This is a genomic window from Bacillus sp. YKCMOAS1 (genome assembly GCF_030268125.1).
Taxonomy (GTDB): Bacteria; Bacillota; Bacilli; order Bacillales; family Bacillaceae; genus Bacillus; species Bacillus safensis.
The window spans coordinates 37901-55259 of sequence record NZ_BSEI01000008.1; the positions used below are offsets into that span (position 1 = coordinate 37901).

At 42.1% G+C, this 17359-nt stretch carries 17 protein-coding genes and 1 pseudogene; all 18 read left to right on the forward strand.

Annotated elements, in window-relative coordinates:
• Window positions 1–12: 12 nt before the first annotated feature.
• Window positions 13–750 carry a vWA domain-containing protein gene (locus tag QSJ46_RS18615; protein WP_034325063.1) on the forward strand — a complete coding sequence of 246 codons (738 nt, stop codon included), beginning with the start codon at window positions 13–15 and terminating at the stop codon, window positions 748–750.
• The gene (locus tag QSJ46_RS18620) at window positions 734–1741 is read left to right on the forward strand and encodes a serine/threonine protein kinase (protein WP_107164255.1); all 1008 of its coding nucleotides are present in this window, start codon (window positions 734–736) and stop codon (window positions 1739–1741) included. The genes QSJ46_RS18615 and QSJ46_RS18620 overlap by 17 nt, the downstream gene beginning before the upstream one ends.
• A gap of 96 nt (window positions 1742–1837) precedes the next feature.
• A pseudogene (gene tilS, locus QSJ46_RS18625) lies at window positions 1838–3260 on the forward strand (tRNA lysidine(34) synthetase TilS).
• Window positions 3257–3796: a hypoxanthine phosphoribosyltransferase gene (gene hpt / locus QSJ46_RS18630; protein WP_008357399.1), complete on the forward strand. Its 540-nt coding sequence runs from the start codon at window positions 3257–3259 to the stop codon at window positions 3794–3796. The pseudogene tilS and the gene hpt overlap by 4 nt, the downstream one beginning before the upstream one ends.
• Window positions 3797–3891: 95 nt before the next feature.
• Window positions 3892–5793, forward strand: a complete 1902-nt coding sequence (ftsH, locus tag QSJ46_RS18635; RefSeq protein ID WP_047202024.1) for an ATP-dependent zinc metalloprotease FtsH — start codon at window positions 3892–3894, stop codon at window positions 5791–5793.
• 161 nt (window positions 5794–5954) lie between these two features.
• Window positions 5955–6731 (forward strand): type III pantothenate kinase, encoded by a 777-nt coding sequence (locus QSJ46_RS18640; RefSeq protein WP_039175940.1) that lies wholly within the window; start codon window positions 5955–5957, stop codon window positions 6729–6731.
• Between the two features lie 14 nt (window positions 6732–6745).
• Window positions 6746–7621, forward strand: a complete 876-nt coding sequence (gene hslO, locus QSJ46_RS18645; RefSeq protein WP_024425653.1) for an Hsp33 family molecular chaperone HslO — start codon at window positions 6746–6748, stop codon at window positions 7619–7621.
• A 46-nt stretch (window positions 7622–7667) separates the two neighbouring features.
• Complete coding sequence (locus QSJ46_RS18650; RefSeq protein ID WP_047202025.1) at window positions 7668–8576, forward strand: peptidyl-prolyl cis-trans isomerase; 909 nt, start codon at window positions 7668–7670, stop codon at window positions 8574–8576.
• 77 nt (window positions 8577–8653) lie between these two features.
• Window positions 8654–9577, forward strand: a complete 924-nt coding sequence (gene cysK, locus QSJ46_RS18655; protein WP_024425655.1) for a cysteine synthase A — start codon at window positions 8654–8656, stop codon at window positions 9575–9577.
• A 124-nt stretch (window positions 9578–9701) separates the two neighbouring features.
• Complete coding sequence (locus QSJ46_RS18660; protein WP_285605152.1) at window positions 9702–11120, forward strand: anthranilate synthase component I family protein; 1419 nt, start codon at window positions 9702–9704, stop codon at window positions 11118–11120.
• A gap of 13 nt (window positions 11121–11133) precedes the next feature.
• Entirely contained in the window at window positions 11134–11727 is a 594-nt protein-coding gene (gene pabA / locus QSJ46_RS18665; RefSeq protein ID WP_024425656.1) for an aminodeoxychorismate/anthranilate synthase component II, read from the forward strand.
• A complete protein-coding gene (pabC, locus tag QSJ46_RS18670) occupies window positions 11724–12572 on the forward strand; it encodes an aminodeoxychorismate lyase (protein WP_073980045.1) in 849 nt (282 codons plus the stop codon). Before pabA ends, pabC begins: the two co-directional genes overlap by 4 nt.
• Before the next feature lie 9 nt (window positions 12573–12581).
• Entirely contained in the window at window positions 12582–13439 is an 858-nt protein-coding gene (folP, locus tag QSJ46_RS18675; RefSeq protein ID WP_024425658.1) for a dihydropteroate synthase, read from the forward strand.
• Entirely contained in the window at window positions 13432–13794 is a 363-nt protein-coding gene (gene folB / locus QSJ46_RS18680; protein WP_024425659.1) for a dihydroneopterin aldolase, read from the forward strand. The genes folP and folB overlap by 8 nt, the downstream gene beginning before the upstream one ends.
• Window positions 13791–14294: a 2-amino-4-hydroxy-6-hydroxymethyldihydropteridine diphosphokinase gene (gene folK, locus QSJ46_RS18685; RefSeq protein WP_041085284.1), complete on the forward strand. Its 504-nt coding sequence runs from the start codon at window positions 13791–13793 to the stop codon at window positions 14292–14294. Before folB ends, folK begins: the two co-directional genes overlap by 4 nt.
• The gene (locus QSJ46_RS18690) at window positions 14246–14479 is read left to right on the forward strand and encodes a helix-turn-helix domain-containing protein (protein ID WP_024425661.1); all 234 of its coding nucleotides are present in this window, start codon (window positions 14246–14248) and stop codon (window positions 14477–14479) included. The genes folK and QSJ46_RS18690 overlap by 49 nt, the downstream gene beginning before the upstream one ends.
• Complete coding sequence (gene dusB / locus QSJ46_RS18695) at window positions 14472–15473, forward strand: tRNA dihydrouridine synthase DusB (RefSeq protein WP_269104246.1); 1002 nt, start codon at window positions 14472–14474, stop codon at window positions 15471–15473. Before QSJ46_RS18690 ends, dusB begins: the two co-directional genes overlap by 8 nt.
• A 90-nt stretch (window positions 15474–15563) precedes the next feature.
• Window positions 15564–17063: a lysine--tRNA ligase gene (lysS, locus tag QSJ46_RS18700; protein ID WP_285605153.1), complete on the forward strand. Its 1500-nt coding sequence runs from the start codon at window positions 15564–15566 to the stop codon at window positions 17061–17063.
• Window positions 17064–17359: the final 296 nt, after the last annotated feature.

Below are 17359 nucleotides of genomic sequence, written 5' to 3' on the forward strand. Positions count from 1 at the left end.
GGAGGAATGAAGATGCGAAAAGGTCACGTCAACCAAATCTTATTGATTACAGATGGCTGCTCAAATCACGGGGAAGATCCGCTTGCGATTGCCTCATTGGCAAAGGAACAAGGGATTACAGTCAATGTCATTGGCATTATGGAAGAAAACAGACACGATCATGAAGCGATGAAAGAAGTAGAGGGGATTGCTCTCGCAGGCGGAGGCATCCATCAAGTTGTCTACGTCCAGCAATTATCTCAAACAGTACAAATGGTCACGAAAAAAGCGATGACACAAACCTTACAAGGTGTTGTGAATAAAGAATTGCAGCAAATACTCGGCAAAGACACTGAAATTGAAGAGCTTCCACCTGATAAGCGCGGGGAAGTAATGGAGGTTGTTGATGAGTTAGGAGAGACGGTTCACCTTCAAGTACTCGTACTTGTTGATACAAGTGCAAGTATGAAACCGAAGCTGCCGACTGTCAAAGAAGCACTTATCGACCTTTCCATCAGTTTAAATTCAAGAATTGGAGAAAATCAGTTTGGGATGTGTGTATTTCCCGGGAAAAACTCAGATGCTGAAATTGTGTTGAATTGGACGCCTCGATTCGATTCATTATCATCTATTTTCCCAAAACTGACCACTGGAGGAATCACCCCAACGGGACCAGCACTTCGGGAAGCACTTCAGCATTTCAAGTCAGTTCGCTCACGTAAAGGGCTACTTGAAGCAAAGGAAGAGCATGATGATGAATTCGGTTTCTAACATCCCGTTAGGCACGGTGATTCAAGGGAAATGGCACCACCATCATTACCGTATTGTAAAAGAGCTTGGAAAAGGGGCGAACGGTGTTGTCTATCTGGCCGAATCGCCACATGGGCAAGCGGCCCTTAAAGTGAGTGATGACAGTATGCTCATTGCATCTGAAGTCAATGTATTAAAATCCTTTTCAAAGGCTCCTGTGAAAACCATGGGGCCTTCTTTTTATGATATGGATGATGCGATTTATCCCGGTATGCCTCAAAAACGCTCCTTTTACGTGATGGAATATGTCAGAGGCCCATTACTGCTTGAATTTGTGAAACAAAAGGGTGATGAATGGATCGTTGTTTTGATGATTCAGCTTTTATCTAGCCTGGCTCATTTACATCAGGAAGGATGGATTTTTGGTGACTTAAAGCCTGATAATCTCATTGTTTCTGGTCCCCCGGCCACGATCCGGTGCATTGATGTGGGAGGAACGACAAAAGCGGGCAGGGCAATTAAGGAGTATACCGAGTTTTTTGATCGAGGCTATTGGGGATTCGGCTCACGAAAAGCTGAACCAGCTTATGATTTATTTGCCCTAGCCATGGTGATGGTTAACTGTGCGTATAAGAAAGAATTCAAAAAAGGGGCAGAACCAGAAAAGCAGCTTTATCGAGCCATTGAAGGACATCCTTTATTAAAGCGATATGAAAGGGTGTTAAAGGCTGCTTTACAAGGTAAATATCAATCAGCAGCAGACATGAAAAGTGCGATGCTGAAAGAAGGACAGCTGATTGAATCAAGAAAAACGCGCCAAAAGAAGCAACAGCAAAAAAACGCGCCAAAACCCGCTGTTAATCAAAATCAACAAGTGGCTTCACGATCGCGGGCTGCAGCAGCAAAAAGAACGTCAGTACGTAAAAAATCAGGCGGACTTTTTGAAACCATTCTTATCGTGTGCAGTGTACTCGCCCTTTACTGTGCATATGTGGTTTTGTTCCTGTTGTAGAGCTGTAAAAAAGCAGGCTTCTTCTTTGCTTGGAGCTACTGAAAGTGATAGGATATGTATATCTTTAAATTACCTGCTCTTTGTGAGGAGGAAGTTGTGAATAGAATTGAATCTTTTTTGAAAAAACATGATGTTTACCTTGAAAATACGACAGTCATTGTCGGGGTTTCCGGCGGACCGGATTCTATGCTCTTACTGCATGAACTTAACAAGCGTCGCAAAGGTTCCTATCAGCTGATTGCAGCCCATGTAGATCACATGTTCAGAGGAGAAGAGTCCTTTGCTGATTTGGCATTTGTTGAGGCTTACTGTAAGGAGCACGAAATCCCTTTTGAATCGTCCCGCATACAGGTCACCCAATATGCAAAAGAAAACCGCTTAAACAAACAGGCAGCTGCAAGGGAGTGCAGATATGCTTTCTTTCGTCAATTGATGGAGCAATACAACGCTCAATTTATAGCGCTTGCACATCATGGAGACGACCAAGTAGAAACAATGTTGATGAGACTTGCGAGAGGAACTGTTGGTATAGGACTCGCGGGTATCCAAGCAAAACGTCCTTTTCAAAATGGATGGCTGATTCGTCCGCTCATTGGATACTCTAAGGACGACGTGCTAAAAGCTTGTGAAAAAGAACATGTTCCCTATGTCATTGATCAAAGCAATCATACAGATGACTACTTGAGAAACCGGGTAAGAAGACACGTTCTTCCCGTGTTAAAAGAAGAGGCACCTCATGTACATGAAAGCTTTCAGTTTGTAAGTGACATGCTGACTGAGGATGAGCAATACTTGCAGGCTTTAACAAAGGAACAAATGAACCAAGTGATAATGAGTCAATCGCCTAAGCAAATTGAGATCAAAACGAAGCCTTTGCTTGACCTGCCTTTGCCTTTACAAAGAAGAGGCATTCAACTAATATTAAACTATCTTTATGAAAACACTCAATCAGCGTTTTCAAACCAGCATATTCTAGGGACTTTGGACTGGTTATCTCATACCGATCAACCGTCTGGATCATTAGATTTGCCAAAAGGTTTACAAGCTGTCAAGTCTTATGATCACTGTATGTTTACCTTTGAACGATCGCATGTATTAGACCAGTCTTATGCTCTTCACTTAAAGGTTGAGCTTGGAGAAGAGCTTTTTCTCCCAAATGGACAGTCTATCGTCGTATCAAATCATGTTCCGAAGGATGCACGGAACGGAAATCATTTTTTCTTGCTTCAAAAAGATCATGTTCGTCTCCCTTTGATCATTCGCTCACGAAAAAATGGTGATCGAATCAAACTTAAAGGGATGAATGGATCAAAAAAGGTGAAGGATATATTTATTGATAAAAAAGTGCCTCTTGCAGAAAGAGACAGCTGGCCGATCGTCACTGACTCGGATCATCAAATCATCTGGATCCCAGGTCTGAAAAAATCTGTTTTTGAAGAAATTGATATGACAAACAGCGATCTCATTGTATTACAATATAGACAGCACGAAAATTTGTAGGGGGCAAGCAAAAGCATGAAACAAGATATTGAAAAGATTTTGATCTCAGAAGAAGAGATCCAGCAAAAAGTGAAGGAACTGGGTGCAACATTAACCAGCGATTATGATGGTAAATTTCCCCTGGCTATTGGTGTTTTGAAAGGGGCTCTTCCATTCATGGCAGACCTAATCAAACACATTGATACATATTTAGAACTTGATTTTATGGATGTATCTAGCTACGGAAAGTCTACCGTATCTTCTGGAGAAGTAAAGATCATTAAGGATCTAGATACTTCTGTTGAAGGAAGAGATATTTTGATTATGGAAGATATCATCGACAGTGGGTTAACTTTGAGCTATCTGGTAGAGCTTTTCCGATACCGTAAAGCAAATTCCATTAAAATTGTGACATTGCTTGATAAACCAAGCGGCCGCAAAGCAGACATCAAAGCAGATTATGTTGGATTTGAAGTGCCAGATGCATTTGTTGTCGGCTATGGATTGGATTTCGCTGAACGTTACCGAAACCTCCCGTATATTGGAGTGTTAAAACCATCTGTTTACGAAGGCTGATCAGCATACGTATACATGAGGTTATTGGTTGTGTTGGAATGATTTTCTATGATACTATTGAACATAGTTGTGCTTACTGTGGGAGGAGGTAAGGAATGAATCGGGTTTTTCGTAATACGATTTTTTATATACTTATTTTATTACTTGTGATAGGGGTCGTTAGTTGGTTAGGATCCCCAAATCAAAAGCCTGAGAACATGTCTTACAGCAAATTTTCGCAAAATCTAAGTGCGGGAAAAGTGGAGAGTATCTCCATTCAGCCTGTAAGAGGGGTTTATGAAATTCGTGGTCAATTAGATGGCGCGAAGAAAGATCAATTCTTCATTACCCATGTTCCAGATGGTCAAGGTGTTGACCAAATTTACAGTGCACTGAAGAATACAGATGTAAAAGTAGAACCAGCACCTGAAACAAATGGATGGTTGCAAGTTCTGACAACCATCATTCCGTTTATCATCATCTTTATCCTGTTCTTCTTCTTATTGAACCAAGCTCAGGGCGGCGGAAGCCGAGTCATGAACTTTGGTAAGAGTAAGGCGAAGCTTTACACAGAAGAGAAGAAACGTGTGAAATTTAAAGATGTTGCTGGTGCAGATGAAGAAAAGCAAGAGCTTGTAGAAGTGGTGGAATTCCTGAAGGATCCACGTAAATTTGCGGAGCTTGGCGCAAGAATCCCTAAAGGGGTTTTACTAGTAGGACCTCCAGGTACAGGTAAAACATTGCTTGCGAGAGCATCTGCAGGAGAAGCAGGCGTTCCTTTCTTCAGCATCAGTGGTTCTGACTTCGTCGAGATGTTCGTCGGTGTCGGTGCATCACGTGTACGTGATTTATTCGAAAATGCGAAAAAGAATGCACCTTGCTTAATCTTTATTGATGAGATTGATGCAGTGGGGCGTCAGCGTGGAGCCGGTCTTGGCGGTGGTCATGACGAGCGTGAACAAACGCTTAACCAGCTTCTTGTCGAAATGGATGGTTTTAGTGCCAACGAAGGTATTATTATCATTGCTGCGACGAACCGTGCAGATATTCTAGACCCTGCATTGCTGCGTCCGGGACGTTTTGACCGTCAAATTACGGTTGACCGCCCAGATGTTATTGGCCGTGAAGAAGTACTGAAAGTTCATGCGAAAAACAAACCGCTTGACGAGTCAGTCAACTTAAAAGCCATTGCAAGCAGAACACCAGGGTTCTCTGGAGCAGATCTTGAGAACTTACTAAACGAAGCAGCACTTGTTGCTGCCCGTCAAAACAAAAAGAAAATCGATATGCGTGATATCGACGAAGCGACTGACCGTGTCATCGCTGGGCCGGCGAAGAAAAGCCGCGTCATTTCGAAGAAAGAACGTAATATCGTGGCTTACCATGAAGCAGGTCATACCGTCATTGGTCTTATCTTAGACGAAGCGGACATGGTGCATAAAGTAACGATCGTTCCTCGTGGTCAGGCAGGCGGATATGCGGTCATGCTTCCAAGAGAAGACCGTTATTTCCAAACGAAGCCAGAGCTTCTTGATAAGATTGTCGGCTTGCTCGGCGGTCGTGTTGCAGAGGAAATTACGTTTGGTGAAGTAAGTACAGGCGCTCACAACGACTTCCAGCGTGCAACAGGCATTGCAAGAAGAATGGTCACAGAGTTCGGTATGTCTGATAAACTTGGTCCGCTTCAATTCGGTCAATCACAAGGAGGTCAAGTATTCCTTGGCCGTGATTTCAACAATGAGCCGAATTATAGTGAAGCGATCGCTTACGAAATTGACCAAGAAGTTCAGCGCTTCATTAAGGAGAGCTACGAACGTGCGAAACAAATTCTCACTGAGAATAAAGATAAGCTAGAAATCATCGCACAAGCCCTCCTAGAAGTTGAAACATTAGATGCTGAACAAATTAAATCTCTTTACGAAACTGGAAAGCTTCCAGAGCGTGTATACGCAGATGACGAAGAGAAAAACGATGATGTGAAAGTAAACATCAAGAAAAAAGAAGATGAGGAGATCTAATCTCCTTCTGTGAAAGCTGCCGGGATCACCGGCAGCTTTTTTATTTCGATTCATGAATGGATCGGTTTCGAATTGTTTACAAATGGAACTCAATTCGTGTATGGTATGATAGAAAGTCGAAAAATGCTCTTTTTGAGAAACTATTCAAAGTGGTGATGAAGTTGTTACTCGTGATAGATGTAGGAAACACAAATACCGTTTTAGGTGTTTATCATAATGGCGATCTAAACTACCATTGGCGAATTGAAACAAGCCGACATAAAACAGAAGACGAATTTGGTATGTCCATTAGGGCCTTATTCGATTATGTGGGGCTGATGTTTGATCAAATAGAAGGGATTATCATCTCGTCTGTGGTCCCGCCAATGATGTTTGCACTTGAAAGAATGTGCGAAAAGTATTTTCACCTAACACCCCAAATTGTAGGGCCTGGAATGAAGACTGGATTAAACATTATGTGTGACAATCCAAAGGAAGTCGGTGCAGATCGAATTGTCAATGCAGTAGCAGCAATTCATCTATATGGGGCGCCTCTTATTGTGGTAGACTTTGGAACAGCAACAACCTACTGTTATATCAATGAACAAAAACAATACATGGGTGGAGCAATTGCACCTGGTATTACCATCTCAACTGAGGCTTTATATACAAGAGCGGCGAAGCTGCCGAGAATTGAAATTGTCCGTCCTGATCACATTGTTGGAAAAAACACCATCAGTGCGATGCAATCCGGCATCCTTTATGGATATGTTGGTCAAGTCGAGGGAATAGTGAAACGGATGAAGCAGCAAGCCAAACAAACACCGAAAGTCATTGCAACAGGCGGTTTGTCTACATTGATTGGAAATGAATCAGACTGTATTGATATTGTCGATCCGTTCCTCACATTAAAAGGACTGCAGCTCATTTATGAACGTAATCGTGTCGGTGTATTATAGGAGGTTTAAATCAAATGGATTACTTAGTTAAAGCGTTAGCATATGACGGAAAAGTCCGCGCATATGCTGCAAACACAACAGATACAATCAACGAAGCACAAAGAAGACATCATACGTGGCCGACTGCATCAGCTGCCATCGGCAGAACGATGACAGCAACCGTCATGATGGGTGCTATGCTGAAAGGTGAGAATAAGCTAACTGTCAAAATAGAAGGCGGTGGACCAATCGGCGCCATTATTGCTGATGGAAATGCAAAAGGTCAGGTGCGAGGATATGTCTCAAACCCACAAGTTCACTTTGACTTAAATGAACATGGCAAGCTGGATGTTAGACGTGCAGTCGGAACATCTGGAACGTTAAGTGTTGTCAAAGATATCGGGCTGAAGGACCACTTTACAGGTCAAACTGAAATCGTATCGGGTGAAATTGGAGATGACTTCACATATTATCTTGTTTCTTCTGAGCAAGTGCCTTCCTCTGTAGGCGTAGGCGTCCTTGTCAATCCAGATAATTCGATTCTCGCAGCAGGCGGTTTCATCATTCAATTGCTGCCTGGTACAGAAGATGCTGTCATTGAAAGACTAGAAAAGCGCCTGTCAACCATTGAACCAATCTCTAAACTCATTGAAAAAGGGATGACACCAGAAGAAATATTAGAAGAAGTACTCGGTGAAAAACCTCAAATTTTAGAAACTGTACCTGTCGAATTTTCTTGTAACTGCTCAAAAGAACGGTTTGCAAATGGCATTATCAGCCTAGGGAAAGCCGAAATTGATGATATGATTGAACAAGACGGACAAGCAGAAGCTCAATGCCATTTTTGTAACGAAACGTATGTATTTACAAAAGAAGAGCTAGAAGAGCTACGTGAAGAATTAACCCGCTAAGCTCTAAGCAGCGGGTTTTCTTTTTAGAATGGAAAGGAGACGAAAGATGAGATTAAAAGCAAGAGTGGTATGGACATTTATCCTCGTGTTGCTCATGATTAATGCCGTTGTCATTGCATATGTATTAACAAAGTCACAAATGTCACAGGCTTCTTCTAACGGGAAGAGCGGTGAAGAAATTGCATCGATTGGAAAAGAGAAGGTAACGCGTCAAGAATGGTTAAAGAAGATGGAAGACCGCTACGGAAAGGCAACACTTGAACAAATGATCAATCAGAAGGTGGTCAATCAGCTTGCCAAGCAAAACAAGCTGGACGTGTCTTCGAAAGAGATCAATCGTGAATTGCTTATGCTCAAAGCAGTATCTAATAATTTCTACGAAGATGGACATACAAGTGAGAAGGAATGGAAAGAACAGATTCGTTATCAAATTTTATTAGAGCAGCTTTTAACAAGAGATGCCGTCGTTTCTGAAAAAGAAGCGAAATCGTTTTATGAAAAAAACAAGGACTTATATCAATATGATGATTCATACCGCATTCGCCATATTGTCGTGAAGACAAAGGACGAGGCTGAAAATGTATTGAAAGATTTAAAAGGTGGATCCAGCTTTGAAGCCGTAGCAGCTGAACGTTCAATCGACCGTTACACCTCACCATACGGCGGAGATCTTGGATTTGTGACAGAAGAGCAGGAAAGTATCCCAGCCCTATACATACAAGAAGCTCAAAAGCTTCAGCCAGATGAATGGACGAAAGAGCCAATTCAGACCAAAAACGGGTATGCCATTATTCAGTTAAAAGAAAAATTAAATGGCCGCTCTTTCTCCTATGACGAAGTCAAAGATCAGATTAAAAGGCAGATCGCCATGGAAGATCTAGGTGAAAAGGCGAATGTCAAAACCCTGTGGAAGGAAGCAAAAGTCACATGGTTTTACGATGGCGAGCAGGACTAAAAGCATTGACAAAATTTTTTGAAATTGATAATTTAATATTAATACAATAAAATTACTCGGAGATAGAGGTGTTAGTGATGGCTCGTATTGCAAATTCAGTTTTTGAACTAATAGGAAATACACCAGTCGTTAAATTAAACCGTTTAGTAGATGAAGACAGTGCGGATGTCTACTTGAAACTTGAATATATGAACCCGGGAAGCAGTGTCAAAGATCGTATTGCTTTAGCGATGATCGAAGATGCTGAAGCAAAAGGTACACTAAAAGCTGGAGATACCCTTATTGAACCTACAAGTGGAAACACAGGGATCGGCCTTGCGATGGTAGCAGCTGCTAAAGGAATCAACGCGATTTTGGTTATGCCAGACACAATGAGTCAGGAGCGCCGCAACCTTTTACGCGCTTATGGTGCGGAGCTTGTCTTAACACCAGGTGCAGAAGGAATGAAAGGTGCCATCAAAAAAGCGGAAGAATTGGCAGAAGAGCATGGTTACTTCATGCCTCAGCAATTTAGCAACGAAGCCAATGCGGAGATTCACCGTCGTACAACTGGGAAAGAAATTCTTGAACAGTTTGACGGCGAACTTGATGCATTTATTGCAGGTGTCGGTACGGGCGGTACGATTACAGGTGCTGGTGAAGTCCTAAAAGAAGCCATCCCATCGATCCAGCTTTATGCGGTAGAGCCGACAGATTCCCCTGTATTATCAGGCGGAAAGCCGGGGCCGCATAAAATTCAAGGAATTGGAGCAGGTTTTGTTCCTTCAATCCTGAACACAGAAATATATGACGGCATCATCCAAGTGAAAAACGAAGATGCATTTGAGCTTGCAAGAAAAGCAGCGAAAGAAGAAGGAATCCTTGGCGGTATTTCTTCCGGAGCAGCTATTTACGCAGCACTTCAAACAGCGAAGAAGCTTGGTAAAGGGAAAAAGGTTCTCGCAATTATCCCAAGTAACGGTGAGCGTTACCTCAGTACACCTCTTTATCAATTTGATTAAACCAATCACCCCAGCATTTGCTGGGGTTTTTTCATGAATTCTGAAGATGGAAAGCAAATACTATTTTCTAAATAAATTGGATTGCATTACAATAAGATTAATGAAAATGAAAAAGGATGATAACATGACACAACGCAGGCCGATGGGCATCAAAATTCCTTTTACGAAAGATGCATTCTTGAAAAGATACGAACAATTAACTGCTCGTGAAACACATCATGTGCTTCTTGAAAGTGCACGCGGCGGTTCATATAGCATTGCTGGTATTCACCCGATCGCTAAAGCGAAGGGGAAAGATGGGATGACGACCATCCATTATCAAGATGAGGTATTGTTCAAAGAAGGTGATCCATTCAGAGCGTTTACGGATTGGTTTCAATCCCTTCAAACTGAAACGAACGACGAATACCCCGACTTTCAAGGCGGAGCGATTGGGTTTTTAAGCTACGATTATGCTAGATACATCGAGCATTTTAAGATGCTGGCAATTGATGATCTTAAAACACCAGACCTTTATTTCCTCGTATTTAACGATGTTGCAGTTTTTGATCATGAAGAGAACGCACTGTGGCTTATTACTCACACAGAGGAAGCAGAACCAATGAGTGAAGCGAATCAAAGGCTTGAAGAATGGAAGCGAAAGTGGACAAGCTCTTTTGAAGAATCAGCACAATCACCTGTCAATGAATCTTCCACAGAATTTGTACCAGCAGCACCTTTTACTGAAGAAACCTTTGGGGAAGCAGTAGAGAAAATTAAGCAATATATCGCAAACGGTGACGTGTTCCAAGTGAACTTATCTATCAGACAAGATGAACAGCTTCACACTCATCCGTATGATTTATACAAAACGTTACGTCAAGTGAATCCATCTCCTTATATGTCTTACCTGCATACGCCTGACTTCCAGATTGTTTGTGGATCTCCAGAGCTGCTTATTAAGAAAAAAGGAACTCAGCTAGAAACAAGACCAATTGCTGGAACAAGATCACGAGGCAAAGACGATTCTGAGGATCAAGCGCTGGCAAAAGAACTGATTGAAAATGAAAAAGAACGCGCAGAGCATGTGATGCTCGTTGACCTTGAGCGGAATGATCTTGGACGAGTATCTACTTATGGATCCGTAAAAGTGAACGAATTTATGGCGATTGAGAAATATTCACACGTGATGCATATTGTATCCAATGTACAAGGAGAGCTGCGTGATGAATGTGACGCGGTAGATGTCATGAGAGCTGTATTCCCAGGTGGAACGATTACAGGTGCTCCAAAAGTGAGAACAATGGAAATCATAGAAGAACTTGAGCCAACAAGACGTGGGCTTTATACTGGATCTATAGGCTGGTTTGGATTCAATCAAGATATGCACTTTAATATCGTTATTCGGACTGCGTATTGTACAGAAGGAAAAGCCTTTATGCAGTCAGGTGCGGGGATCGTCATAGATTCTGTCCCAAAACACGAATACAAAGAATCCATTAAAAAAGCCTATGCAGTGAAAAAAGCAATACAGTTGAGCAAAGAAGAGACTATTTTGAGTTAGAGGTGAGCAGAGTATGATTTTAATGATTGATAATTATGATTCATTTACGTACAACCTGGTCCAGTATTTAGGTGAGCTTGGAGAAGAATTGATCGTGAAACGGAATGATCAAGTCACCATTCAAGAAATCGAAGAGCTCAAGCCGGATTTTCTCATGATTTCTCCAGGGCCATGCAGTCCTGATGAAGCGGGAATTAGTATGGAGGCAATCAAGCACTTTGCAGGAAGTATTCCGATCTTCGGTGTGTGTTTAGGCCATCAATCCATCGCACAAGTCTTTGGCGGGGATGTTGTTCGAGCAGAGCGCTTAATGCACGGTAAAACGTCAGAGATTAAACATGACGGAAAAGGTGTCTTCACAGGACTTCAAAATCCGCTCGTTGCAACGAGATATCACTCATTAATTGTCAAAAACGAGACGCTGCCAGAGTGCTTTGACGCAACAGCCAGCACAAAGGAAGGCGAGCTCATGGCGATTCGCCATAAAGAATTGCCGATTGAAAGTGTGCAATTCCATCCTGAATCAATTATGACGTCCTTCGGAAAAGAAATGCTGAAAAATTTCATTGAAACCTATCGTAAAAAGGGGCATGAAGTAAACGCATGATCATTTATCTGAACGGTCAGTATATAGAGGAGAAAGACGCGACTCTTTCTCCTTTTGATCATGGTTTTCTATATGGCATCGGTGTATTCGAAACATTTACCAGCCTGGCAGGACAAGTCTTCCTGTTGGATTGGCATCTTGAAAGGCTCAATCAATCATTACGTGACCTTTGCATCGAATCCACAATAGAGAAACCATTTGTACTCGACATCATTCATACCTTACTGAATAAAAACCAAATAGCCGGCGGCCATGCGAGAATTCGCTTGAATGTATCTGCGGGCAGAGGAAACGGATTTTCTGCAGATCCTTATGAAGAGCCTGTCGTTTTTGTCATGATTTCTCCTTTCCGTCCAGAATCTATTTTGGATGAGAAAAAGGGAGTCATTCTTCAAACGAGAAGAAATACACCGGAAGGCCCAAGGCGCCTCAAGTCTCATCATTATATGAACAACCTGCTCGCTAAAAGGGAAGTGGGAAATGACCCGTCGTTAGAAGGCATCTTTTTAACAAAAGAAGATGATGTGGCAGAAGGCATTACCTCGAATATATTTTGGCGAAAAGATGATGTGATCTATACACCGTCACTTGATACAGGCATTTTAAATGGGGTCACTCGTCGATACTGTATGGAAACGCTCCGCGCTATGGGGGCTTCGCTAAAGGAAGGGCGATACCCAGTCTCACATTTGCTTTCTGCTGATGAGGCATGGATGACCAATTCTGTTCAGGGAGTTGTACCGTTCAGAGGAATAGGAGAAATCCACTTTCCCAAAAACAGCCGGACAATTTCAACAAAGTTAAGAATGCAATACACTAAAGAACGTCAAGACCATAAAGAGTAGGTGGACACAATGACACAACAATTGATAAAACAGCCTAAAATCATACAGGCCAAGCACCATACCCTTAGTTATGAAGAAAAGACATTAGTTATGGGCATTTTAAATGTCACACCTGACTCTTTTTCAGATGGAGGAAAGTTTAATCAAGTAGATAAAGCGCTGGCTCATGCAGCGCAGCTGATAGAAGACGGGGCACATATTATTGATATTGGCGGAGAATCGACTCGACCGGGAGCGGCACTTGTCTCGGAAGAAGAGGAGCTTTCAAGAGTCATTCCGGTCATTGAGAAGATCACAAAAGAATTAGATGTACCCATCTCTATTGATACGTATAAAGCTCGTGTTGCAGATGAAGCGGTGAAAGCTGGAGCCTCCATCATTAATGATGTATGGGGAGCAAAGGCAGATCCCCAAATGGCACATGTGGCAGCGAAGCACAATGTCCCAATCATTTTAATGCACAATCGGCCAGAACGAAACTACACACATCTGATTTCAGATATGATCGCCGATTTGAAAGAGAGTGTCCAAATTGCCCAGCAAGCGGGTGTCCGCGATGACATGATCATATTAGATCCAGGTGTAGGATTTGCGAAAAATAAAGAGGACAACCTGAAGGTCATGAATGAACTCGAACATTTTTGTCACCTTGGGTATCCACTGCTGTTAGCTACATCTCGAAAACGATTCATTGGTGCTGTCTTAGATCTGCCGCCTGAAGAACGTACTGAAGGAACAGGTGCGACGGTCTGTCTTGGGATTCAAAAGGGCAGTGCGATGGTCCGTGTACATGATGTAAAAGAAATTGCAAGAATGGCAAAAATGATGGATGCCATGCTGAATAAGGGAGGCGCTTATCATCGATAAAGTATATGTAAACGGAATGGAATTTTACGGGTACCACGGCGTATTTGCAGAAGAAAACAAACTAGGGCAGCGATTCCGCGTGGACTTAACAGCTTCACTTGATTTAAGTAAAGCCGGACAAACTGATGACCTCAATGAGACGATCAACTATGCAGAGCTCTACCAAATCTGCAAAAGCATCGTAGAAGGTGAGCCGGTCAATCTCGTTGAAACACTGACAGAAAGAATTGCAAACCAAGTGTTAAAGGACTTTCCGACAGTCCAGGAATGTACAGTGAAGGTGATCAAGCCAGATCCGCCAATTCCAGGTCACTATCAGTCCGTTGCAATTGAAATGACGAGATCACGCACATGAATAACACGGCATACATCGCACTAGGCTCAAACATAGGTAAAAAAGAAACCTATTTAAAAGAAGCCGTTAAAAAACTGCATGAACATCCAGAGGTTCAAGTGGAATTAATTTCATCGATATATGAAACAACACCTGTAGGCTACGAAAACCAAGATGATTTTTTAAATATGGCCGTGAAAATTACCACTTCACTTCGTCCAGAGGAACTACTGTCTCTTACTCAGAAAATTGAGCAAGAGTTAGGCAGAACAAGAGAAGTGAGGTGGGGTCCGCGAACGGCTGACCTTGACATTTTACTTTATAATCGTGAAAATATTGAAACAGAACAACTTGTAGTGCCGCATCCTAGAATGTACGAACGTTTATTCGTTCTTGTTCCGATGAGTGAGATTTGCCCAGAAATCGGCGAAGTGCAAATAAATGCCGTAACAGACCAAGAAGGTGTAAGCATATGGAAAAAGACATGTGGGGTAGAAGAATTCGTGCATACCGAAAGCTAAAAGGGTATACTCAGGAAGGGTTCGCGAAAAGACTGGGCATCTCTGTCTCTGTCTTAGGAGAAATTGAGCGAGGCAATCGATTACCAACAAACCAATTGGTTGGTCAAATAGCAGATGCTTTAAATATAACGGTGGAAGAACTTTCGCCAATTCTTGAAGAAGAAAGGAGGGGGAAAAATGTTTAAAATCGGAGATATCGAGATTAAAAACAAAGTAGTGCTCGCGCCGATGGCTGGCGTGTGCAACTCTGCCTTCAGACTGACGGTGAAAGAGTTTGGAGCGGGCTTAGTCTGCGCTGAAATGGTCAGTGACAAAGCGATCCTGATCAACAACGCGAGAACAATGGGTATGCTATACATTGATGAACGGGAAAAGCCTTTGAGCCTTCAGATATTTGGAGGGGAAAAAGACACACTCGTCGAAGCGGCAAAGTTTGTAGACAAGAATACCACAGCGGATATTATTGATATCAACATGGGCTGTCCTGTGCCGAAGATTACGAAATGTGATGCAGGAGCGAAATGGCTGCTTGATCCAAACAAAATTTATGAAATGGTCTCTGCTGTCGTAGAAGCTGTAGACAAACCAGTTACAGTGAAAATGAGAATGGGCTGGGACGAAGACCATATCTTTGCTATTGATAATGCCCGTGCTGTTGAACGAGCAGGTGGACAAGCGGTTGCGCTTCACGGACGGACACGCGTGCAAATGTACGAAGGAACAGCGAATTGGGATATCATGAGAGAGGTTAAACAATCTGTATCCATTCCTGTCATCGGCAATGGCGATGTCAAAACCCCTCAAGATGCAAAACGTATGCTTGATGAAACGGGTGTGGACGCTGTCATGATCGGAAGAGCCGCACTAGGAAACCCGTGGATGATCTATCGAACGGTTCATTATTTAGAAACGGGTGAACTGAAAGAAGAGCCAAACGTGCGTGAGAAAATGTCAGTGTGCAAACTTCACTTAGACAGACTCATTGACCTGAAAGGCGAGCATGTGGCTGTCAGAGAAATGAGAAAGCATGCAGCATGGTACTTAAAAGGTGTCCGAGGCAATGCGGACGTGAGAAATCAAATCAATCAAAGTGAAACGAGAGCGGAGCTTGTACAAGTTCTTGATGACTTTACGATCGAAGCCGAGGCAAAAGAGCTTCAAAGTATAAAAGTAGGATAAGACTATCTTTCTTTTTGTAGCTCACTGCTAGTGCATGTACTGGCAGTTTTTCTGCTTTTCTCTGCAAAATACATTATTGGAGTGATATAAATGAGTAATGAAGGGCTTAATAACGAAGAATTAAATGACCAATTCCAGGTCAGACGTGACAAAATGAATAAAATGAGAGAAGAGGGTATCGATCCATTCGGTGAACGATATGACCGTTCTCATCAATCTGCGCAAATTATCGCTGAATATGACGAGTTTTCTAAAGAAGACTTAGAAGGAAAAGCGGCTCAAGTAACAATCGCTGGACGTATGATGACAAAGCGCGGAAAAGGAAAAGCTGGCTTTGCACATATTCAAGACCTAGAAGGACAAATTCAAATCTATGTTCGTAAAGATAGTGTAGGGGAAGAAGCTTACGAATTATTCAAAAGCTCAGACCTAGGCGATATCATCGGTGTAACAGGGACTGTTTTTAAAACAAATGTAGGAGAACTTTCTATTAAAACGACCAGCTTTGAGGTTCTTACGAAAGCACTTCGACCGCTTCCTGATAAATATCATGGATTAAAAGATGTTGAACAACGCTATCGTCAGCGCTACCTTGACCTCATTGTAAATCCAGAAAGTAAGCAGACGTTCATCATGCGAAGCAAAATCATTCAATCCATGAGAAGATACTTAGATTCTAAAGGATACTTAGAAGTTGAAACACCAACAATGCACAGCATCCCTGGTGGTGCATCAGCGCGTCCTTTCATTACTCATCACAATGCACTTGATATGCCGCTTTATATGCGTATTGCGATCGAGCTGCACTTAAAACGCCTAATTGTCGGTGGTCTAGAGAAAGTATACGAGATTGGCCGCGTATTCCGTAATGAAGGTGTATCAACTCGTCACAACCCAGAATTCACTATGATCGAGCTGTATGAAGCATACGCAGACTACAAAGACATCATGAATCTGACTGAAAACCTGATTGCTCATATTGCCCAAGAGGTGTTAGGAACAACAACCATTCAATATGGAGAAGATGAAATTGATCTCAAACCTGAATGGAAGAGACTTCATATGGTTGAAGCGGTCAAAGAAGCAACAGGTGTAGACTTCTGGCAGGAGATGTCTGTTGAAGAAGCAAAACAGCATGCGGCTGATCATGGTGTTGAAATCACGAAAAATATGACAGTAGGTCATATTATCAATGAGTTCTTCGAGCAAAAAGTAGAAGAAACATTGGTTCAGCCTACATTCATTTACGGACATCCAGTGGAGATTTCTCCATTAGCTAAGAAAAATCCTGAAGACCCTCGCTTTACTGATCGCTTTGAGCTGTTTATCGTACGCCGCGAGCATGCAAATGCATTCACAGAGCTAAACGATCCAATCGATCAAAGAGAACGCTTTGAAGCTCAATTAAAAGAACGTGAAGAAGGAAACGACGAAGCACATCTAATGGATGACGATTTTGTTGAAGCATTAGAATACGGTATGCCTCCAACAGGTGGTCTAGGAATCGGAATCGACCGATTAATCATGCTTTTAACAAATTCTCCATCAATCAGAGATGTACTGCTTTTCCCACAAATGAGAAACCGCTAATACATCAACCAAAGCGCCATTTTATCTATGGCGCTTTTTATTTTTCATAAAATGAAACTTTTTTTAAAAAAACTATTGCAAGGAAAGAATCCAGATGGTATATTATTATTCGTTGCCGCAAAACAGCAACGAGGTTAAAAAAAGAAATTGAAAAAAGTTCTTGACTTTAACTGATTTAAAATGGTAAGATATTAAAGTCGCTTACGAGCGATAACGAAAATGATCTTTGAAAACTAAACAAGACAAAACGTACCTGTTAATTCGAGTTTTTATAAAAAAATCCTATGATACTTCAT